Consider the following 22,280-nt stretch of genomic DNA (forward strand, 5'->3'; position numbering starts at 1 on the left):
GAGGGCGCAGCATTTCTCATGACAATGGTAAGCACATCTTTAACGTTAATCACGACGACCTGTAAGCTGGATCGTTTGGTCTTGATCTACGTTCTTTTGGAATTGGATTCCGCCGTTAGACGCTTCATTTCTTCCTTCAAGTACTGGCTCAGATTCAACACGCTCAGCCTTTACTTGATTACCTTCGCTTCTCGTCATATCGAGAGTACTCGCATAAGTACCGTCAGCCGCGAAAGCCGTGTTCATAGATAAAGCCATCAATCCAAGTGCGATTAACTTGTTCATACATCACCTCGTTGTATTTCTAATTCTTTGTTCGTTTGATATCTGTGTTTTTGTTGGGGTAACTCTAACAATCGAACATGAACCATTCGAGGAAAAGCAAGATTTACCAAATGGAAAATCAAGGGATTAGCGAAGTTTTGACGCTGTGCTGTCTTATCCGTTTTGTACTACCACTATGATATTAGAGTCACATAATTTCAGTACGCCTGCCGCGCCGAGATTACTGCCTATAAAAGGAATCATTTGGAGAGCCTGTGGACATCAATCTAGACATACAAAATATCCTCGTCATCAAGCGTATGTATGAACTTCGCAATGTTGGACTGGTTGCTGAGTCGCTAGGAAAAACATCAGGGGCGATCAGCAAGAACCTCTCGAAGTTAAAATTGCAGCTCGACGATCCACTGTTCATTCAAACCAAACACGGGTTTGAACCCACGACTTTTGTTGAAACCAACATCGAAAATTTTGAGCAGATCTTGAGCAGCGTTGAAGCCATTAAACACCAAGTATTTTCGCCAGAAACTTACCAAGGTGATATCAAAATCTACGCGAATACACTGTTCTGGGAGCGCTTTGGCTCGAAGCTCTACTTTGCTCTGAGTAAAGAAGCTCCGCATGCTCACTACTCATTCGTTCGGTGGGGAAGCAATGTGAGGAACAGGCTCATCGACGGCGAAGAATCCATTGCAGTTCATTACTTTGATGAAACCTTGCCGCAGTCAATTTCTCAAATGGAATTCGGCAAAGGAAAAGTGGTGTTCTTCGTGAGAGAGGATCATCCAGCGAAAGACTTTGAGTCACTCGCCAACTACCCAATCATTCTATTTAAAACCCCGGGATGGAATGACAATAAATACCCGATCCTTGATCGCCTTAGAAATATCGGATTTCACGTAAACCCAAGAGTGGAAGTCGATCACCCTGCGATGATTCACGATGTTGTGTTCAAATCCGACTATTTTGGTATCACCCTCAATGGCAGCGTACCAGAAGGCTGTCGTAGTATTGATTTACCCGAAAAACTGACGATCGATGTGGGTTATGTGATGAGCTGCCGTCGTTCACAGAAAGATGCGCCTTTGAATCAGTGGCTATTCCAAATGCTAAAGTCTACGCTGAAAAACAAGCAAGCATAGTTCAACATCTAAAGGCCAAAATGATTAACGGGTTAAGTACTTAAAAGCTTAAAGGCTTAGCTGCTTAACGACATAACTCCCCTATCATCCAAAAAAGAAAAGGCTCCTGTGGGAGCCTTTGATTATGTTTCTAGTGACTATTCGCTTATGTTTTTATTTTAAAATGCTTCTTCGAGCGTTTGTTCATCCTTTTTTTCTGTCTGTTTTTCAACGGTTTCAACCTCTTTCAAGCGCGCAGTGAAATGTCTTAACACTGGCGGTTCGTAAGTAAAATCGAGCCCTTTCACTTTGCTTGCGTTCTCTTTCACTTTTTCGAACGCTTCGATGATGAAGTCCATGTGTGTTTGTGTGTACGTCGCGCGTGGAATAGTAAGGCGCAGTAACTCTGCAGGGCATGGATGTTGCTCGCCCGTGGCAGGGTCGCGTCCTTGCAGCAAGGAACCAATTTCAACAGCTCTGATACCTGCCACTTTGTACAGCTCGCACGCCAAAGCATGTGCTGGGAACTGACCCGCTGGAATATGAGGAAGCAGTTTACCCGCGTCAACAAACGCAGCATGACCACCCGCTTGTTGGCACACGATACCTATCGCTTCTAAGCCATCGACTAAGTACTGAACCTGACCAATACGATATTCCAACCAGTCTTGACGCATACCGTCATAAAGGCCAACCGCAAGGCGTTCCATTGCACCGCCCTCTAAGCCACCATAGGTTGGGAAGCCCTCTTGAACGACACACAGAGTTCGACACTCTGTGTACACATCCATGAAAGAGTCGTCTTTAAAGCACAACAAACCACCCATTTGTACCATCGCATCTTTCTTGGCCGACATGGCCAAACCATCCGCGTATTTGTAGGACTCACGAGTGATTTGTTCGATAGTCCAATCTTGATAACCGGCTTCACGCTGCTGAATGAAGTAAGCATTTTCAGCGTAGCGTGCAGAGTCCATGATCACTGGAATATCGTATTTCTGTGCTATTTCATACACGGCTTTTAGATTGGCGATAGACACTGGCTGTCCACCAGCAGAGTTACAAGTAATGGTACTCACAATGTAAGGAACATTGGCCGCGCCCGCTTCTAAGATCGCTTCTTCCAGCTTCACCACATCGAAATTGCCTTTGAAATCCGCGTTCACTGAGGTATCAAACGCTTCTTTGGTATAAACGTTCTTCGCCACGCAGCAATTCACTTGGGTGTGACCTTGTGTTGTATCGAAGAAGTAGTTCGACAACGCGACCATTTTGCTTCGGTCGAGCCCTTTCTCTATTTCACGTTTCTTGATAAGAACCGGAATGTAGATCTGCTCTGCACCGCGTCCTTGGTGGGTTGGAATCGTCAACTCGTAACCAAAGATATCTTTCACCGCATTCGACAATGCGTAGTAACTGCGGCTACCGCTGTAAGCTTCATCACCCATTAACATCGCAGCTTGCATACGCTGAGTGATAGATCCTGTTCCGCTGTCTGTCAGTAAGTCGATAAACACATCATCACTGTCGAGCAAAAATGGGTTCATGCCCGCTTCGACAATGGCTTGTTCACGATAGACGCGAGTTGTTCTCTTTACTGGCTCGACAACGCGAATACGAAACGGTTCTGGTAGATGTTTGAAGTTTTCCATAATAATACCTTTCAATACATTCCGATCAGGTCGAAATGTATTTTCTTTAGATGTCACGAATCCTCACCATTAAATTAACAGTTCCGTATAAAGACACACAGAAAATTAATAGTGAAAATAAACAAATTAAATAATGACTTATTAATCAAACCTAAACAGAGGCTAAGATAATTAGCGAGAACGACAAAAAACGAACATCCTACACGGAATAATAAGTGCGACATTCATGCGTTCAAAGGTTATCAAAGCTGCTGATAGGTAAACAAAGCTCGCTGCTTTGCTGGCGCGTGACGCCTAGAGGGTACTACTCTGAAGAAAGGTGGAACGAGAGCTGGTGATCTAAGGTATACCAAGCTAACAAGGTTAGCCAAGTTGTTGATTGCCATTTCAGATACATGTTCACAATATATCCCTACGTTGAAATCAAGATGATCCGAAATTTAAATATAGTGCAATTGTTTTATAAATAAAGCTTAGAAAAGTATAAATGTGATCAATATTTAGAATGGTAATTAAATACGATAGCGTGTTATATAAACTGTGAATCACAGCCGTTTATATACTATTAAACTAGTTCAGAGAGTTACTTAATAATGTCGAATCTCTTTTAAACTCAATACCTCTTAATAAGGAACGAAGATGGCTGTTTTCTAAAAAATCCATCATCTAATAAAGCCAAGCTCTAAAACTCGCCGATCTAGAAAAGCTAAGCACTAAAGCTCTCAGCCTTAACTAAATAAAGATAAGCTCTCACGCTCCAAAAAACTCAGTTCTGATGAGTCTCAAGCCTCACCAGAACCGTTTTGCAGTGAATGACTTACTTCTTCTTAACAGCTTGCTTGATGGCCATTTCAGCCAGTTTTGGCGTCGCTGCTTTCAATGCACTGGGGGCAACCTTCTTACCCGCCTTGACCGCTTTATTCAGTTGGCCTTTAACCGACGTGCCTCTTTTCATGGCTTCTAAACGTTGGCGATTTCTCTGAACGTTATTTGCGTCAGCGATACGCTCGATCAACGTCTGCCTTAAAGTATCTAAACCAAACTGTACCTTTTCTGGCGCAATCGCCAGCGGTAACGCGATATCGGTTTGCAGCAATATATGATTGTATTCGAGCGCTTGAGCAATGATCTTCGCTTTGGCCGATGTTGGGTTCTCTAAGTCATACGGTGGTTGCCAGTCGTCTACAGGCTTTAATCGGTCTACCTGATTAACAACCGACACCACAATCGGTTTCTTACGTGAGATGTTCTTAGGATCGTCATAGAAAGCATCAAATCTATCTTTCAACTGCTTATCCAAATCACGTGCAGATTGATTGGCTTTAAGCACCCATAACACTACGTCGGCTTGGGTCATCTCTTTCAGCATTAAGGCTTCGGTTTTAGGATTGCCATCAAGCCCTTGGAGATCAACAACGCGAACATCATTATCGTCGACAAACGCGTTGTAAACCGTTGAAGTGTCCGTTGATGGCAGCACATCCACTTCTGCAACCAACTCTTGTTTGAGTGCATTAATAAGTGAAGATTTACCAGAACTGGTTTGCCCCACCAGCACGATTCGCACGGGCTCTAACTCTGGAGCAAAGCGTTGTTCATCGAGTTCAGAAACATCGGACGCTTTCAGTGCTTCATCTTCAATGCTGAAACGTCCGCTATAGAGGTCAATCGCCACCGCAGCGACTTCATCTAACAAGGCTTGTTTAGCGGCGTATTGCATGTCATCAACCACCCCTCTTGTCATCGATGCCGTCGCTTGTTCTCGACCTAAATCAGAAATCACTTTTAGCGGGTTCAAATAGAGGTTTTTAAGGTGATTCCCCCAAATAGCGGCCTTAACGATCTTCTGCCCTAGCTCGCCATATTTATCATAGGCTTCGTAGCCCGCTTTGATGTAAGAAACCTTGAGATACTCAATGCCGGGTATATGCTCTCGCACTACCACTTTGTAGCGTCGGCTGACCTCTTCGAACAGCTTTAGTCCTTCAGGAATCGAGAAATCGAGCGATTTTTTATCAAACTTTTTCGCAACGAATTCAAGTACCTCTAAACCGGTTTGGTCTAGGTTACCCCACTCTATGTCGACCATTAATTGTTGGCGTACATGATGTTTTGAATCATTCCAGATCGACAGTTCTTTTTGAGACCAATCAGCCGAAGCCTTAACCAATGCATCGTTGATGTCAGCTTTGTTATGTTGTGATTCAGATTCAGAAGCATCTTCGCTAAGGCCGTCGCTCTCTTTATTTGAGAAGGGCTCCGTACTTGAAGAGCGGCTTGAAGAATCGCGAGAAGAACGGCTAGAAATAAACAAAGGAATGGTGAATACCAAGGTACTCACGGCAATGGCAATCGACATTTCGAGTAGGTAACCGTATTTGATCGCCAAGAAGACACCAAAACCCATCATGATAATGCTTGGGAAGATGGCCGAAATCAGGGCAATGCCCCAACGGCCGCTCGATAGCACCGCCAGTAATCGAAATAGGTTTCTAATTTTCTTCATAGCCCGACGCCGCCTTTCCTTTTTTCAGGGATTCTTTGTAGATCTTCTGCATCTCTTGTTCAGACACTTCTTCGCCTTTGTTCTTATGATAGAAGTAAAAACAAGCCGCGCGACCTAAACCATAAGAGGTGCCGAAACTCATTGCCGCTGCAGCCATCGCCCCTACCGTTTGACCATAAACTGGAATCAGCTTTATCAACTGTCGAGTGCCCAGTTTCATTCCGTATTGCAAAGCAAAGCTGCTTCCCAGAGTGCCTATCAGCTCACTGAAGACTCTCTTGTTCCACTCGACCCCATATTGATTCGCTAAACTATGTAGCATTTTCGCTTGAATCGCAGGTACCGACACCAAACCAACACCCGGAATCAGGTCGCTCGCTGCCGCACTTCCCGCATACCAAAGCACTTCGTTTTCTACTTGATCAAAGTTGGCTTCTTCCTGTGTGGAGTGCTCTTTGTCTTGCACCATCATTCCGATCACCGGAAGAATACTGGTCAGCTTTTCTAACAAGATGTTATAGTTGTAAATTGAACCACTGTTATTGCTCGAGTCATCCGTTTCGAAATCCACCGCGACGGATTCAAACTCTTTACCCCAAGCCTTCTCTACTTGGTTGGTGTTGAACTGAACCTGCCTTGCTCGATCTATTTCACTGGAAGACAACACTGCAGTATGAACAAGCAGCAAGTGTTTAATTTTCTTCTGTTTCTTAATCTGCTTTAGAGCCGCAAGCACTGAGGATTGTTCAGGTTCGTCGGCTTTCATTACAACGACTAACGCATTACCTGCCTGACCAATCTCTTCCAGATCCTCTTTCGCATCGTAATTCGCTTCGCTTAGTCCTCTGGTATCGAGAAAGCGCATCACGGGTTTGTCTTGTGGGAATTCATAAGACATCGCCGTCATGGTACAAGGCGCAAAACCATTACCCACTTCTACAGACGAGTCACCAGTCACCGCCTGAATAAACGATGACTTGCCCGCCCCCGTTTTTCCCAAGAGCCACAATGTCGGCAGATGCTGACGCTGGTATTCATGGGCCTGAGTAAGATCTGGGTTCTTGCTCGGATTAATGAAGTCTTTTATTTGATCAAACATGTTCAGAGTAACGCTCACTTGATGTTGAGATTCGAGTTGATGACAAAGCAATACTGACTTATATAATCACAAATCATATTAAACTACTGTTTGTTCAGTCGCACAGGTTTACAATACCTAAACGCTTGTTTTTATTTGCGCGCTCATTTTTATAGACGCTTTTTTATACGTGCGGGTATCATCGTATTGATTCACACATCGAACAAACATCAACAAACACAGAGAAGTAAAAGGTAAGTATGGAACAAATTTATTTAGCTGGCGGTTGCTTATGGGGCGTACAGGAATTTATTAAGTACGTTCCTGGTGTTATCAGCACAGAAGCAGGCCGTGCCAATGGAAGCGCCCAGCTAACAGAAAACGGGTCGACGCAAAACGATTACGATGGCTACGCAGAGTGCGTACAAATAGAGTTTGATCCAAGCATCACGTCAGTCACGATTTTGATGGAACACTTGTTTGAGATTATCGACCCTTACAGCGTGAATAAACAAGGTGTCGATGTCGGAGAGAAATACCGCACAGGCGTTTACAGCACCAACGCAGCACACTTAACAGAAGCTAAGCACTATATTTCTTCAAGAGATGATGCCGACCGTATCGCTGTTGAGGTGTTGCCGTTAACTCACTATGTCGCGAGCGACGACATCCACCAGCATCACTTAAGTCACTTCCCTGAAGATCACCACTTATGCCATATCCCTTGGGATCTGCTGCATAAGTATAAATCACAGTAGTCTCGACGTAAGATTAAAATAGTCACGACGTAAGATTGAGATGATCACGACCTAAGATCGAGAAAGCCTCAACAGACATTATCTGTTGAGGCTTTTTAAGTGTTATGGTCAGGACAGCTATCGTGAATTAATTTGATAGCTCAAGCCATTAAACCATTGACCTTTCATAGACTGAACCTTAAGCATTAAGACCAGCATAAATCCCGTCTAACGTGATGTTTTTCTTTGACTTCCTCTGGGCGGACTTTTGTGCGTTCTTAAATATATAGCTAGAGGCCCATTCCAGTTTATTACCTATTTCTGACCATGCCTTGTGGCTGATACATTCAAATATGGGCAACAGCCACACATCCACATTTTTTGCCGCCTTAAACAGCGAGACCGATGGCATTATCTGAAGCGCAGTACTGCGCCTGATGATCAGCGAGAGTAAACTGGCCCAGATAAGCCCATCAACGATGGCCTTTTGTGCGGTGACAAATCGTTGCCAGTTTGTGTGAGATTTTAATTCTTTAAAAAGCAACTCCACCTGCCATCGACAGCGGTAGATCGCCATTATGTCATCAGCAGTATAGGTACCTGAAGGCAAGTTAGTTAACCAAATACAGAATCGCTTTTCTTCTGCAAACCAACGTCTTACCACTCTAAATTCTTGCTTACCACTACGAACTTTAAGGTCGAGTACCTGTGAGCGATTAGTACCTCGAGTGATGTCTTTGAGCTTCTTTCCTTCTAGTTTAGATAAATGCCGGCCCTGACCGTTTCTCGCTTCTATAACATGAGGATTCAGGGACTTTGCTCCTCGAAAAATATAGAAACCACCATACAGTTCAAGCTCAGTAAAGAATTGGAAGTCAGGGTACCCTGCGTCAGCCAACAACAATTTGTTACTCATTGTTTTGGGGGCGGGCAAAAAGTCTCTTTCTGATGCTGTATCAGCGCTGATGCTCATTGCGACTGGAGAAAAGCTTTTTTAAAGACATTGTCATATGGCATTCAACTGCGGCTGGATTGCGTTTAAATCGGCTCGGGTAAACGTTCGAAAGGTCACGATGAATGTGGAAAGAGCTACCATCTTGAAGCAGCACATCATCAAAGGTGGCGAGTTTATCTGGTAGGTTGGCACTCTGCTGGCGAGCAAACTGAGCTATCGCTCGCATGGCCAATTGGCGCATGAATATCGGAAATTCTTCTTTCTTAACTGGTTATGGTAGGGCTTATAAGCCACAGTATCTTTAGCGCTTAAGCACATCCCATTGAATTGCCTTAGTAAATCGGCAATAGATGAGCAGTTTCCTTTGCTCAAAGCGGCCACTAGGCTTACTACTAGCTGGTCGGGTAAGATAGCCCGACATCGCTTCATAAGTCCTGTACTTTTCGCCATTTTTTGAAGGCTATCAGCATTAAAGAATTGCTTAAACTGCTTTTGTAGGGAGATAATCGTCATCGGCTTCACGGTTGATATGGGTGGTTTGTTTGGCGACGATTATCTGATCATAAATGAAGCCTTTTTTCTATCTAAATAAATAGCTTAGAGCTTAAGATCCTGTCTATGATTGACCTTTAGCCATTAGCCATTAACTAATAACTTACTTAGTCGTATTCTCAAGCACGTAGTCTGGACCCGCTGTTTCAGCCGTCACAACCGCAAGTTTAGACACGTCTGCACCTTCACCTTGATAAGCGTTAATGCCGTTTTCTACAACAACTTTTGGTAGCTCTACCGAGTAGCCTTCGATCAGTTCAGAATCCGTTACTTGACCTACGTAAGTTTCGTCTGTGTAGGTTGCGCCAACTAACGGGAAGTCTTGCGTTGCACGTACACTTATAAACTCAGGTGACTGCGAGTTATCAACCACGTTGTGTTTGAACGCCACATCAACACCCGCATAAATGCCTTCCACTTCTGCGTTGTCAAACAAACTTACACGGTGGCTTTGGTTGCCGTAAACAATGCCCCACTCAGTATCGACTAAAGAGTTGTTCTCGATGGTGATGTTTTTCGGCGTCCACTGCTTGTTCAGCTCTTTGCCTTTCACGGATTGATCTAGCTGCTCACCATTCGCTACGTCGATGATGCCGGTATTAATCACAATGCCGCCACGTAGGTCAGCGTTGCCTTCAATCAAGCCATCGCGGCCTCGAGTGTTTGCAATGTAGTTGTTACGAATCACATGATCTTCATCGTAGATACGGACGCCGCCCGTTAGGCGCTTTCCATTACCTAGAATCATGTTGTTCTCAACCGTGTTGCCTTTTCCGTGACGCAGTGAAATAAGCGCTGTGCTTTGGAAAATCGTATTGCCTGAGATCGTGTTGTCGCCCGACTTAATCGAGATAAGCTCACGCTCACCATCCATATCGATCATTAGGTTGTTCACGAACTTAGAACTTGAATCCCACTGTGAAGATTTAGAATCACCGATACGGATCGCTTCCCAACTGTTGCCGTTGTAACGAATCGCTTCTTTGATGTCGAATTCGTTGAACTGGTTAGGCTTTTGATCCATGAAGATGTTATTTGCGATCAGGTGGTTATCAGCCGTGTCATCTTTTTGCACACCAATCAAAGTGCCGCGTTTTTGCTTACCTTCGAAACGGTTGTTGATGACTTTGCCATCTTTACCCCATAGAGAAACCCATAGGTACTTTGGATACTCAGAACGACGCTCGTCTGGCTCGTAAGTGTAATCATGGTTGAAGTAGTAGAATGTTGAGTTTTGCAGCGTGTTGCCATTACCCATCATACGTACTGCGCCAAAGCGTTCGTTAGGACCGCCCTCAGTAAATACCAAGCCATCAAGCGTGATGTCATCACCTTTCAGTTCAAACTGAATCAAACCAGTGATCCACGCAGATCCTGCTTGCTCGGCCTTGATAGTGATGTCATTCGCCGTAATAGTCACTTGACCTAAGTTCGCGTATTTACCGGCAGGGATCACCACTTCGTCGCCATCTTTTAGGTTTTCAAATTGTGCTTTAAGCGCAGCCACTTGTTCTTCTGAAGCAACGGCTAAAGTGTCGCCATCTACCTCAGTTAAGCGGTCACTGCTCAATAGGTAACTACGGTCGATTTCGCTAATAGCTGGCGCAGCTTGTTCAGCGACACTGACTACGGGCGCTGTTTTTTCTTGTGTTGTACAGCCAGTTGCAAAAGCGAGCGTGAACGCGCTAATAATGCTTACCGATAATAGTTTTTTGTTCATCGTACATCTCACGTTAAATATTGGATTATAAAAATGACGACCACCCGTTCAGGTGGCCGTGATGTTATTTAGGATGCGAATTAGATTAGCCTTCGGCTGGAGTCACTTCGTCTTGTTGCTCGACTTTGTCATCGACTGCTTTAACAAGTAACAGACCAACAGAGAACACAATCAAGCCACACAGAACGAACACCATGCGTCCCCACATTGGGTTTGGCAGTACGAACATAGTCATTACGCCCACACCCGCTACCGCGATAAGTGAACCCAACATACGACGTTGCTTGTTATCCAGTTTCTTCTGTTCATTACTTTCAGCAACTAGTGGTGTCGCTAGGTTGTTGAAGAACTTGTCTACGTCTTTCTCACGGTGCTCAGCAAGAGGCTTGTAGAACAGTGTTGAAAGTACGAAGAAACCAGCAGTAAATACGATGTGACCGATAAGGCCGATAGCCACTTTCAGGTCAGCCCACTCACGGCCTGTTAGTTCATTTAGACCGAACCAGTTTTGAATCATGTCCGCTGTGATAACGAAACCAACGAAGTAAGAAACTACACCACCTACAACTAGCGTACCCCAACCTGCCCAATCCGGTGTTTTACGGATGAAGAAGCCACAGAATGCTGGAATTGTCATTGGGAAGCCGATCAATGCGCCCACGTACATCATGGTGTCGAAAAGGCTCAGACCTTTAAGAGAGTTGATGAACAGAGCAACCAAGATGATAGCGATGCCGAAGAAAGTAGACGTTAGTTTAGAAACAACCATTAGCTCTTTCTCTGTCGCTTTAGGGCGAAGAATCGGCTCGTAGAAGTTCTTAACGAAGATACCTGAGTTACGGTTTAGACCTGAGTCCATTGAAGACATTGTTGCTGCGAACATAGCGGCAATCAGAAGACCAACCATACCTGCAGGCATGTATTCTTGAACGAAGTAAAGGTAAGCGAAGTCAGCGGCTTTGCTGCCAGCTTCCGGGTAAGCAGCTGCTAAATCAACACCTTGACCAGCCATGAACCAAGAAGGCATGAACCAGATGATTGGACCAAGCGTCATTAGTACACAAGCAAGCAGTGCTGCTTTACGTGCGTTGTTTGAATCTTTCGCAGCAAGATAGCGGTAAGAGTTAAGCATGTTGTTGGTAATGCTGAACTGCTTTAAGAAGATGAACACAGCCCAGATGCTGAAGATGCTCATGTAGTTAAGGTTGTCACCCGTGATGAACGAATCCGTTGGGAAGTCGCTAACGATTTGCGTCACACCGCCACCGTGGTAAATAGCAACGACCGCACATGTCACCGTTACCGCCATGATGATAACCATCTGCATAAAGTCAGATGCGATTACCGCCCATGAGCCACCCGTCACTGACATCACCAGTACAACCAAACCCGTTAGGACAATCGTCGTTGTCATATCAAAGCCGAAGATACCTGATGCGATGATCGCAAGGCCGTTCAACCAGATACCAGCAGAGATAACGCTGTTTGGCATGCCAGACCAAGTAAATACTTGCTCATTCACCTTACCAAAACGCATACGAATCGCTTCAATTACCGTCACAACGCGCAGTTGGCGGAACTTCGGAGCGAAGTAAAGGTAGTTCATTAGGTAACCGAATGCGTTCGCGATGAAGATAATCGCTACGGCAAAGCCATCGGTAAAGGCTTTACCTGCTGCACCAGTAAATGTCCAAGCACTGAACTGGGTCATAAATGCGGTTGCACCTACCATCCACCACAGCATGTTACCTCCCCCACGGAAGTAATCACTTGTCGTACTTGTAAACGTTCGAAACATCCACCCTATCGCAATTAAGAATAGGAAGTAGATGCCAACTATCAGGGTATTGAGTTCCATCGTTAGACCTTTTATTTATGTTTTTTTGTTGAGGTCACTATAGATAGATGGCAAGTATATTTGTACTACAATAATCCAAATGCGTGACAGTGATCTTACAGTCTGACACTCAATTAATCATACAAGTGATCGAGTTCAAAGTTGCAGCACCTAGGAGCGCAATTCCTCAAGTCAGTGCAGTTATCCGCACTAAATTTCGACCAAAACCCCGAAAAACATGAACAAAGTCTCTAAAAATCGAAGATTCATCGTTAAAAACTATTATTCGTGACGATCAAAGCTTAAAGAAGATCAGCAAAAATATCGTTAGATATAATTTATAAAAATGAATCAAACTAACATATTTGTAGTGCAAATGAGATCGATAATTTGCTTTTAAAAGTTCCCTATATTAGGCAGCCAATAATGAAAACTTGAAAACCACTATTAGATACTGACAGGGATACACGGAAGTGAAATGCTTTTAACACACCCGTTACACTTTCCCCGTCCAATAAAAAGGTGTCATTATGAAGAAATACGTTCCAATCTTAATTGCTCTTAGTACGGTATCTTCTATGAGCTATGCAGCAACACCACGTGAAGATGCTGTTGACTACTTACAGATGCGTAAAGGCGTGGCTTACCAAGTAAACCATTCAAAACCCTTCACTGGTCAATTTGAAGAGAAGTTCGATAACGGCCAAGTCGCGACCCAAGCTCAGTTTGCCGATGGCTTAGAACTTGGGCTAGAAACTAACTGGTATCCGAATGGTCAAGTCGCCTCTAAAGTGAATTACGTAAAAGGTGAACTGCAAGGCAAAGCTGAAACCTGGTATCCAAACGGACAGAAAAAAGCAGAACTCAATTATAAAGACAATGAACTATCAGGCACCACCTCTCGCTGGTATCCCAACGGGGAACAAAGCCTGACAGCTGAATACAGCGACGGACAAAAAGATGGATTGGTAACGGACTACTACCCGAACGGTAACAAGGCCAGCCAAGCGAAGTTTGATGAAGGTGAAGTCGCGAACGGAAAACTTACTCGCTGGAATACTAACGGTGACAAGGTTGAAGAACTGACCTTTAAAGACCACAAAGTCACCTCTAAACAGGTGTGGATGCCTACAGAAAGCTAAGCATCAAGAACGGCTCTCACAGAGCTCTTTGATATGGCTAAACGCCTGCTGTTAAAGTCAGCAGCTACGCATCTGAAACTAAGCAACAAGAGAAGAGAAACGAACATTCATGTGACCAAGCGTGAATGTTCGTGGCTTTGATGCTGTAACAGACTCACTTGAGCGTGCTGTCATCAACCTAAAAGCCTATTCTTAAGCCGCGGTTTACACGCTTATTGAGCCTCAAACGACTCTCTACTCAAATTTCAAATAAAAAAAACGCTCATGTTGCCTGTATCAACATGAGCGCAAGGGCAGATCTTCGACTACCATCTCCTACCTTTCTAAACGAAAGCAGAAGTTATAATTAGAATAGTTGGGAGCAATAATCAAAATGCTTTCGCAAGCACTTCAACGATTTCTTCTTTGTCGCCGATGAGAACAACGGGTAACTATTCGAACCCTGTTCATTCCTATCAAGTTCGTACTCATATAGCAGGCTATGTCACTGCCTTGCCTACTACATTTCAAACCTTCTCTGATTGAGCTTTAAATCACCTCAAGTAAATGCCTCATGTTCTTAAAGCGGTGGATTTAATCCATTTAGCTTCAAGACCACTCTTACTTATTCGGCTTCACACAGTCAGTTCATGCAATCAACACAGCAAAGTTATGTGTTGCTACAGAAAGTTAGCAAATAATAATGTATTACAAATAAAAATAATATCTAAAGGTTCAATTTTTTGCTGTAGCGCACATTTATTGACGAACAAAACCCTTAAAAATCAATATTAATAGCCAAATAAATCACTAAAAATCATTAACTTACCGGAATAATTCAACTTTGTAACCCTTTGTAAATAGTGGTTTTGTCCCAACAACACGATCAAATTCACAGATTATCACGCCTCGGATCGCTATCATATTTGTATTATTTAAATGCAAAACAAAGGCGTAAATATGAAAGCCCCCCGACTCCTACATCTGGCTGCCTGTATTGGTGCTATCACTTTCGGTTCACAAGCTATGGCCGCTGAATTCGTTTTCCTCGATGAAGCAACATTAGAATCGAACCGTACTCTTCTTCAGTCAGATAAAGCTTCTGATTCAATGAAAGATGCTTACACCAAGTTGATTGAAGAAGCAGAACTAGCAATGAACGATGGTCCTTTCAGCGTTGCTGATAAAGGCATGGTTCCACCAAGCGGCAGCAAAAACGATTACATGAGCATCAGCCCTTACTGGTGGCCTGATGAATCAAAAGAAGATGGGCTTCCATGGGTTCGCCATGACGGAAAAACAAACCCAGCATCAAAAACTGACGAAACTGACTCAAAACGTATTGGCCACTTCACCCGTTCTGTTCGCGCATTAGCGATCGCCTACTATTTTAGCCAAGACGAAAAATACGCTCAGCAAGGTATCGAATACGTTAGAACTTGGTTCTTCAACGAAGACACCAAAATGAACCCGAACGTGAACTACGGACAAGGTGTTCCTGGTGTTGCAGAAGGTCGCCGCGGTGGAATCATCGATACTAGAACACTGACTGATCGCATGTTGGATTCAATCGCTATTTTGTCTCAATCAACTACCTGGACAGAATCTGACGAGACACAAATTACCCAATGGTACAGCGAATATTTGGACTGGTTGATCATTGATGATCTATCAGGCGGTCCTAAAGGCGAAGCTTACGCAGAAAACAACCACGGCACTTGGTACGACTATCAAGTTGCTGGTGTTTCTTACTTTATTGGTAACGATGCGCTTGCCAAGCAAATGGTTCAAAAAGGCAAGATGCGTATCGACACTCAATTCGAAAAAGACGGCTCTCAGCCTCATGAAATCGAGCGTACGCGTGCTTACCACTACCACTACTTCAGCTTAGATCCATTGGTAGGTATGGCTCAGATCGGTGACAAGGTCGGTATCGATCTTTGGAACTACACCAATAAGAAAGGCGGCTCTTTAGATACAGGTATTCAGCTAATGGCTGACTACAACGACTTATCAAAAGAGTGGCCGTACACACAGAAAGACGAGCGTCGTCGCGTTGAACGTATGACTCCGCTTTATCTGAAAGCTGGCGTAGCTATGGAGAACCCTGAATGGGTGAAATTAGCAACAGAGACTGATTTCAGTGAATTTACAGTCAAGAAGAACCTAGCGGAAGTTTGGTCTCAACGAGATGTAGAACTGCTTTACCCGAAGCTTTAATCCAAACGCTCAAAAGGGGGCATGTACCCGCCCCTTGAAAACCATTTTTAATTAAAAACAGTGGAACAAAACAATGTTAAAAAATAATAAAATCGCTTTAGCTGTCGTAGCAACTCTATTTGCAGGCAGCGTTTCAGCAGCATCACTTGATGCCCGCCAAGAGTACAAGCACGGTTCAGAAGACTGGGCAAGCCGTATCAAGATGAGTGGTTCGGTAGATAACCACTTCTTCGGCGCTGAAATGAAGCAAAAAGGTAAGCCTTTCTCTGAGTGGGAAGCGGCAGACAACGAGTTCGAATACGGCTACAAATTCAAGCTTAACGAGCACTGGTTAATTCAACCAAGTATGCCAGTAACGTTTGGTTCTGACAGCGTAACCTACAAACCACAAGTACGTGTTCAATACTCTTTCGAATCAGGCCTAAAAGCGAAACTTCGCTACCGTCACGAGTTCCGTGACTACACGTCTGACTCTTCAAACGAGAATAAGAACCGCAGTAAAGTAACGGGTAACATCGATTACAACTGGAATGCATGGCAGTTCGGCTTTGAAGCTAACTACGCAGAAGACTTCATTGACAGTGAGTGGACTGGCGGCGGCGGTGCTGACAACGAGTGGGATTACAACTTTAAAGTGGGTTACAAAGAGGCTGACTGGAGCTGGCGTCCATACGTTGAGTTCGGTAACGTTCAAGACAGCCGTGACCGTCAACTACGTAGCCGTGTAGGTATTACTTACAGCTTCTAATTGAATAATCTAAGATAATTACTGTCCTAATTTTCTAAGACCTAAACAAAAGCCAGCTTAATCACTGGCTTTTTTTCCTTTAAAATCAGTAAAATAAGATCCGAGCACTTGCAGCTCTTTTTCCTAGTGACTAATCCGATAGAGAAAGGCAACGGTCACATTATCGTTAGGGACAACTCGCTTCTGCTGAACCAAAAACAATTCCGCTGTCGAAACGGCATCGGCTAATGCATTGTGGCTGTTGTACTCAGGAAGCCCGTACCTTTCGCGAGTCCCTGCCAGAGTTAAATCGACTTCTTCATGATTGCTGATCGCTTTCTCCATGCTTTTCTCAATACACAAGGTATCAAGCCAAAGCAGAGGAATAGCTCGTAAACCGTAGCAGCGAAGAAGGTATTGGCTAATGAACTTCTCTTCGACCACACAAGCGTGCGCGACAATGATCTTGCCTTTTGCTGCTTCGAAAAATGTCAGCATCGCATCATGAATAGACGCGCCCTCTTCCAACATTTGCGGCGTAATATGGTTGATAACAGCGGTTTCAGCGTTGATCTGCGAATCGTTATTCAGATAAATATGTTTGGCGGACGCTAAGTCTATTCGCCCCTTGACCACATCGACCCAACCCATGGACAAAATCAGATCTTGTTCGCTGTCTAGACCCGTGGTCTCAAGATCCAACACGATATAGTCACTGTCTTTGGCCAAGTCCGTCATTTCAGGGCATGGCTGCTCTACGAGATCATGTAACGCTTCTGGCAACTTAACCGTTCCCAGATATTGCTTACGTTTACGTTTAATTCGCTCAAGCGGATGAAAGTAATTTAGAAACGATTTCATTAGCGTGCTCCGAAACGAATTTTCGCCGCTTCTTGAAGGTCAGCAATGATCCTAAAGGCATCTTTCAAGTGTTTACGTTCAAAGCTACCAAAGCTATCTGGGTTGATGTTGTTGTCAGGCACATCCCCGTTCTTCAACGCTTCAAGTTGATGTCCAAAACGGAAAGAGAGAATGAACTGGTAAGCACCCAGAATGTTCTTGAATGCATCGTCGCTCAGCATGCCTTTTTCATTGGCAGCAGCGAAACGTTCGTCTGTCGCCGACAAATCGCACTCGACAGCAAGACCATAAATACGCGCTAAGTCGATAATCAAGTTGATCGCGTACTTCTTCACATTCAGCGTTTTCTTATTCTCACCTGACTTCTCAAGCACTAAGCTATTGAAGATGCCAAGTGGCGGGTTGGTATTGACCGCGTCTTTCACTAGTGTGCTTAAAAACTCACGGTTACCGCGAATATTGCTGTGCAACTCATCGCGAAGAATACCTTCGAACTCACTGTTGCCGTAGATAGTACGAATTTCTAGGAACACACTGATATTAAGCAAGCGTTCGTACTCTGGGTTAGCCACCCACTTCTTGTAGTAGTGCTTCCATACACTGAGTGGCTGACACCATTTTGGCGTCGCAGCCATGAATTTACCTGGACATAATGGGTAGTGACAGCTTGCTAAGCCGTTGGTCACCATCATCGCTAAGTGTTTGAAGTAAATACGGTCACTGTCGGTTGCATCGTCAGCAAGAACAAGCGCGCTGTCTTGGTCCGACAACATGTGCACTTCATTACGTGCGTGCGATCCGGCTACGATCCAAGAGAAATCACACGGTGGTGGGCCTAACTTATCAATCGCTATTTGAATCAATCGACGGGTGTAGGCGTCCATAATCATGGTCATTACCTTGCCGACGGTTTCAGGCGCCACTTTACCTTCCACCAGCGCTTCAAAAATAGCTTGTCGCTCTGAGGTGAACGAAGACATGGTTTTCACGCTGCCCGCGTATTTGATTTTCTCGATCAAGAATATCGCTTGAACACGGTGGTTTTGAACCAAATGAGACGTAGTAAGAAGACCAACGACCTTATTCTCTTTCACAACGGGCAAGTTCCGGATATTAAATTGCATCATGATAGAGGCCGCATGCAGCACCAGATCATCCGGTTTTACAGTAAGTGGAGAGTGCGTCATTACCTCAGAGATCAAACTATCAGTACTCACGCCGTGGGCGATCACTCGCTTAGTCATGTCTCGGTCGGTGATCAGACCAACAATGGTTTCACCTTCATAGATCACGGCACAAGGTGAGCGTTGATGAAGCATTTCAACCGCAACCGACTGGATGGTTTGCTCAGACTTAACAATCGCAACCTGCCCGCTTGCTACTTCTTCGACTTTACGAATGAATAGACTTTTCTCTTTATTTGACCAAACCACATCCAGTGCCGACTTCAAGCGAACCTGCGCCTGTGAAGCAAAGTGTTCTGCGCAACTTGGAAAGGCTTTGAAAAGCGTTTGAAGTGCCGAGTGTGGAATCACATAAAGTAAGGTGTTTTCTATTGCGACAGCTCTGTAGCCTTTTTCGTCGTTGACTTCAGAATCTAAGAACGTAAAGCCGAACAAATCTTCACTGCCTAGACGAGCACGAAGCACACCATCCGATTTTCGTTGCTCCATAGAGCCCGTTCGAATGATATAGAGCGATTTTTCCTTCCCCGACTCACACAAATCAACCACATCTCCCTTACCGAGATAAGTAATTTGAACGTTAGAGGCAAGTTCACGAAGTGCTTGTTTAGGGATCTTATCGAATGGGTCGATTTGACCTATGAATTGAAGAATATTTGGCAGTAGAGACTGGGGCATAATCACACTCACAATAATTTAATTAGTGTTATTATATAACTTAACATACTGGTTACTAGTGCTTTTAACGAAACACCAAATAATAGATTAAATATTGGACACCAGTCAGGTTTTCATCAAATTTGGATGCAAAAAAAAGCACGTATGGAACGTGCTTTTTAGAGGTCACTGCTGAAGTTAGCTTTTGTACAACCGTAATTTTAACTTTGACTACCCTAGTTTTGCGAGAATGACCTCTCGTCGATAATGCAAAACGATCAAAGCTAAAATAACAGTGAAAACAATTAACTAGCGGCTGGTAATCTGTGATTTGTTTCTAACAGGTGACTTGCTGACGCGTGGCGTGCTTTGTCACTATTACCTGCCATGATTGCTTCATAAATCTGGCGGTGTTCGTTAATACAAGTACTTCCCTCTTCAGAAGAGTGAGAAATAAAGTTAACAAACATGGTCGTTAAGATGTTACCAAATGGAAGGTAGAAGTCGTTACCTGTTGCATTGAAGATCAGGCTATGGAACTTCATATCAATATCTAGCCAACGCTCTTGATCAAGCGTTTCTTCGCTAGAAATTTCTACCATTTGTTGGAAAATACCAGACAGCTCAATGCGTTGCTCTGCACTCGCGAACTGAGCAGCTAAAGCACACGCTTCTGGTTCAATCGCGCGGCGTAAACCCAAAAACTGATGACAGAATTGGTCTGTATCGGCCAAACCGTCCATCCATTCGATCAATTGTGGATCTAAGAAGTTCCAGAATGCACGGTCAACAACGCGAGTACCGATCTTAGGACGAGATTCTAATAGGCCTTTTGAAGTCAGAAGCTTAACCGCTTCTCTTAATGCTGTTCTACTGATACCAAATTGCTCACACAGAGCCATCTCACCAGGGATAATAGAACCTTGAGGCAACTTGCCCGACAAAATACCACGGGCGATTTCACGTGCAACTTGTACATGAAGGCTTCGCTTAGAGCCTGAAATAGAATTGAAAGAGCCAGCCATGTGTCTACTTACCGATTAGATATGTATTATTTAACTCGGACTATAGCACTGATTTATATCTTCACCAACACAGCATCAGAATAACGTGAGGTCACTACCAGTAAAGGTTGGAGCAATATTTCACAAACCTGCTCATCTTTAGGTTTATAAAACCAATTTAAACCTTTAATTCATACAAATAATTCTCATTTACTATTTCAATGTATGCGTGAACTCACAAAACCATCCTTACTCTCACTATTTATGTCGGTAATAACCCGTTTTTAGATGAACACCCTTGAATATAGCAAGTGTTATTGTATGATTTATTGGCGTAAATAATCTACAATATAGGCGGCTCTGATGTTTAACGATTTAAAAGGCAAACGCATTCTAATTACTGGCTCTACTGCTGGTATGGGTTTAGCTACTGCACGTGTCTTTGCAAAATACGGCGCAAAAATCGGCATCAATAGTCGTGCTTTCAGCCCAAAAGTCGATGACGTTCTATCTGAACTTACCGCACTGGGTGGCGATGTTGCCTTTTTCCCTGCAAACCTAATGGACACATTAGAGTGCGAAAGGTTAGTCAAAGAGTTCACTGATCATTTTGGTGGCATGGACGTGTTGATTAACAACGCCGGTGGCCTTGGTGGTCGCGCCAATCTAGAAAATATCGATGATGAGTTTTATGAGCGCGTAATGAACCTTAATGTTCGCTCTGCGCTGATGACAACTAAGTTCTCTATCCCGCACTTACGCGCCTCTGCTGCTGAGTCCGGGCAAACATCTTGTGTGATTAGCACAGGATCTATCGCCGCTCGCGAAGGCGGTGGTGTTGGTGCAGGCATCTATGCCGCGTCTAAGGCTTGGTTACACGACATTCACCGAAATTGGGTGAAAGAGTTCGCGCAAGACAATATCCGTTTCAACATTGTTTCACCGGGCACTATCGACACCGCATTTCACGATGGCAAGAGCGACGATTTGAAAGCGACCATTGCTAACAACATTCCAATGGGACGCTTTGGCCATATTGATGAAGTTGCCCCTTCATTCGCTTTCTTTGCATCGCACGCTTGCAGCGGTTACATCACAGGTCAAATCCTAGATGTTAACGGCGGACAAATAACGCCCTAGTTAGCTGGTTTATATAAGCTCACTCAGCGATTTAAGTTCGCCACACTATATAAGGTCAAAAGACCCGAGTAGATGAGGGAAAACCTCACACTAAATTCGACGTATACACTGACACTAAACACCAGATTCGTCTGGCTTTTAGTGTTTTCAAAGTTTCAATTTCTGGTGGTTTAAATGTCAATATTTACATTGGTGGAAGATTCAAGCCGCCGAATTCATGTTCAAGTGGCGAGACAAATTGCTCGCAAGATCTTATCAGGCGAGTTAGAAGAAAATCAAAAGTTACCCAGCGAAATGGAGCTGTGCGATATCTTTGGAGTAAGCAGAACTGCCCTTCGAGAATCAACTAAGCTACTTTCGGCAAAAGGTTTAATCGAGTCGAAGCCAAAAGTGGGCACTCGTATCAAACCGAGAACACAGTGGCACTTCTTGGACCCGCAATTGCTGTACTGGATCCAAGATTTAGAAGATACCAAACCCTTCTTGTCTCAATTTTTAGGCTTAAGAAAAGCGATTGACCCGGAAGCTTGTGCACTCGCTGCAACTAATGCAACCGTTGAGCAACGCAAAGAGCTTTCGATTCTTTTCCAGAAGATGACTATCGCGGCAAATAACTTCGATTATGAAGAGTGGACGACCAACGATCACCTGTTTCACCAAACGATTTTCTTATCGACAGGTAATCAGTTTTACATTCCATTCGCCAATATTCTGTCGACTATCTTCAAGCAGTTTATCGACCACTCCGCTGAAGGCGGGCGCTTCTGTTTAGAAGAACATAAAGCGATTTACGACGCGATAATGTCAGGCGATGCCAAGCAAGCTCGAATTGCTTCTCAAGTCCTGCTAGACGATGAGAACCAAAAACTCTCTAGGGTTGAATTAGCCATCGCATAACCGAGATTAACCAAACTGACTTGTGTTTC

At 44.1% G+C, this 22,280-nt stretch carries 16 protein-coding genes and 1 pseudogene; 7 read left to right on the forward strand and 10 right to left on the reverse strand.

From position 1 onward, the window contains the following. Positions 1 to 45 precede the first annotated feature (45 nt). The gene (locus OCV19_RS09120) at positions 46 to 285 is read right to left on the reverse strand and encodes a hypothetical protein (RefSeq protein ID WP_065677531.1); all 240 of its coding nucleotides are present in this window, start codon (positions 283 to 285) and stop codon (positions 46 to 48) included. A gap of 254 nt (positions 286 to 539) precedes the next feature. On the opposite strand from OCV19_RS09120, the gene OCV19_RS09125 reads away from it, so the two are divergent. Next, positions 540 to 1,424: a LysR family transcriptional regulator gene (locus OCV19_RS09125; RefSeq protein ID WP_017090766.1), complete on the forward strand. Its 885-nt coding sequence runs from the start codon at positions 540 to 542 to the stop codon at positions 1,422 to 1,424. 158 nt (positions 1,425 to 1,582) lie between these two features. On the opposite strand, the gene tnaA is transcribed toward OCV19_RS09125, so the two are convergent. From tnaA to OCV19_RS09140, 3 genes are all read right to left on the reverse strand, one after another. Continuing rightward, positions 1,583 to 3,055 (reverse strand): tryptophanase, encoded by a 1,473-nt coding sequence (gene tnaA / locus OCV19_RS09130; RefSeq protein WP_065677530.1) that lies wholly within the window; start codon positions 3,053 to 3,055, stop codon positions 1,583 to 1,585. An 817-nt stretch (positions 3,056 to 3,872) separates the two neighbouring features. Then, complete coding sequence (locus OCV19_RS09135) at positions 3,873 to 5,561, reverse strand: GTPase family protein (protein ID WP_065677529.1); 1,689 nt, start codon at positions 5,559 to 5,561, stop codon at positions 3,873 to 3,875. Next, on the reverse strand, positions 5,548 to 6,660 hold the full coding sequence (locus OCV19_RS09140; RefSeq protein WP_065677528.1) for a YcjF family protein: 1,113 nt from the start codon (positions 6,658 to 6,660) through the stop codon (positions 5,548 to 5,550). The genes OCV19_RS09135 and OCV19_RS09140 overlap by 14 nt, the downstream gene beginning before the upstream one ends. 239 nt (positions 6,661 to 6,899) lie before the next feature. On the opposite strand from OCV19_RS09140, the gene OCV19_RS09145 reads away from it, so the two are divergent. Continuing rightward, positions 6,900 to 7,397 (forward strand): peptide-methionine (S)-S-oxide reductase, encoded by a 498-nt coding sequence (locus OCV19_RS09145; protein ID WP_065677527.1) that lies wholly within the window; start codon positions 6,900 to 6,902, stop codon positions 7,395 to 7,397. Positions 7,398 to 7,575: 178 nt separating this feature from the next. On the opposite strand, the pseudogene OCV19_RS09150 reads toward OCV19_RS09145, so the two are convergent. The 3 genes and pseudogenes from OCV19_RS09150 to OCV19_RS09160 form a co-directional block, all read right to left on the reverse strand. Further along, positions 7,576 to 8,844 (reverse strand): annotated as a pseudogene (locus tag OCV19_RS09150) (IS4 family transposase). A gap of 142 nt (positions 8,845 to 8,986) precedes the next feature. Continuing rightward, positions 8,987 to 10,603, reverse strand: a complete 1,617-nt coding sequence (locus tag OCV19_RS09155) for a polysaccharide lyase 6 family protein (protein ID WP_065677601.1) — start codon at positions 10,601 to 10,603, stop codon at positions 8,987 to 8,989. Between the two features lie 85 nt (positions 10,604 to 10,688). Continuing rightward, positions 10,689 to 12,461, reverse strand: coding sequence for a sodium:solute symporter family transporter (locus tag OCV19_RS09160; RefSeq protein ID WP_065677602.1), 1,773 nt, complete (start codon positions 12,459 to 12,461; stop codon positions 10,689 to 10,691). Between the two features lie 509 nt (positions 12,462 to 12,970). Between OCV19_RS09160 and OCV19_RS09165 the strand changes: the two genes are divergently transcribed. From OCV19_RS09165 to OCV19_RS09175, 3 genes are all read left to right on the forward strand, one after another. After that, positions 12,971 to 13,582 (forward strand): toxin-antitoxin system YwqK family antitoxin, encoded by a 612-nt coding sequence (locus tag OCV19_RS09165; RefSeq protein WP_065677603.1) that lies wholly within the window; start codon positions 12,971 to 12,973, stop codon positions 13,580 to 13,582. A gap of 939 nt (positions 13,583 to 14,521) precedes the next feature. Then, positions 14,522 to 15,781 carry an alginate lyase family protein gene (locus tag OCV19_RS09170; protein WP_065677604.1) on the forward strand — a complete coding sequence of 420 codons (1,260 nt, stop codon included), beginning with the start codon at positions 14,522 to 14,524 and terminating at the stop codon, positions 15,779 to 15,781. 73 nt (positions 15,782 to 15,854) lie between these two features. After that, positions 15,855 to 16,529, forward strand: coding sequence for an oligogalacturonate-specific porin KdgM family protein (locus tag OCV19_RS09175; RefSeq protein WP_065677605.1), 675 nt, complete (start codon positions 15,855 to 15,857; stop codon positions 16,527 to 16,529). 123 nt (positions 16,530 to 16,652) lie between these two features. Here the strand turns inward: OCV19_RS09175 and OCV19_RS09180 are convergent, their stop codons facing one another. The 3 genes from OCV19_RS09180 to OCV19_RS09190 all read right to left on the reverse strand — a co-directional run bounded on the left by OCV19_RS09180 (position 16,653) and on the right by OCV19_RS09190 (position 20,235). Continuing rightward, complete coding sequence (locus OCV19_RS09180; RefSeq protein WP_065677606.1) at positions 16,653 to 17,369, reverse strand: 3'-5' exonuclease; 717 nt, start codon at positions 17,367 to 17,369, stop codon at positions 16,653 to 16,655. Continuing rightward, positions 17,369 to 19,231, reverse strand: coding sequence for a DUF294 nucleotidyltransferase-like domain-containing protein (locus OCV19_RS09185; protein WP_065677607.1), 1,863 nt, complete (start codon positions 19,229 to 19,231; stop codon positions 17,369 to 17,371). Before OCV19_RS09185 ends, OCV19_RS09180 begins: the two co-directional genes overlap by 1 nt. A gap of 284 nt (positions 19,232 to 19,515) precedes the next feature. After that, entirely contained in the window at positions 19,516 to 20,235 is a 720-nt protein-coding gene (locus tag OCV19_RS09190; protein WP_065677608.1) for a FadR/GntR family transcriptional regulator, read from the reverse strand. 342 nt (positions 20,236 to 20,577) lie between these two features. On the opposite strand from OCV19_RS09190, the gene OCV19_RS09195 reads away from it, so the two are divergent. Together OCV19_RS09195 and OCV19_RS09200 are read left to right on the forward strand one after the other, a co-directional pair. Beyond that, positions 20,578 to 21,354: an SDR family NAD(P)-dependent oxidoreductase gene (locus tag OCV19_RS09195; protein ID WP_017072470.1), complete on the forward strand. Its 777-nt coding sequence runs from the start codon at positions 20,578 to 20,580 to the stop codon at positions 21,352 to 21,354. Positions 21,355 to 21,528: 174 nt separating this feature from the next. Next, a complete protein-coding gene (locus tag OCV19_RS09200) occupies positions 21,529 to 22,251 on the forward strand; it encodes a FadR/GntR family transcriptional regulator (RefSeq protein WP_048613964.1) in 723 nt (240 codons plus the stop codon). The last annotated feature ends 29 nt before the right edge of the window (positions 22,252 to 22,280 follow it).

This window comes from Vibrio celticus (assembly GCF_024347335.1).
Taxonomy (GTDB): Bacteria; Pseudomonadota; Gammaproteobacteria; order Enterobacterales; family Vibrionaceae; genus Vibrio; species Vibrio celticus.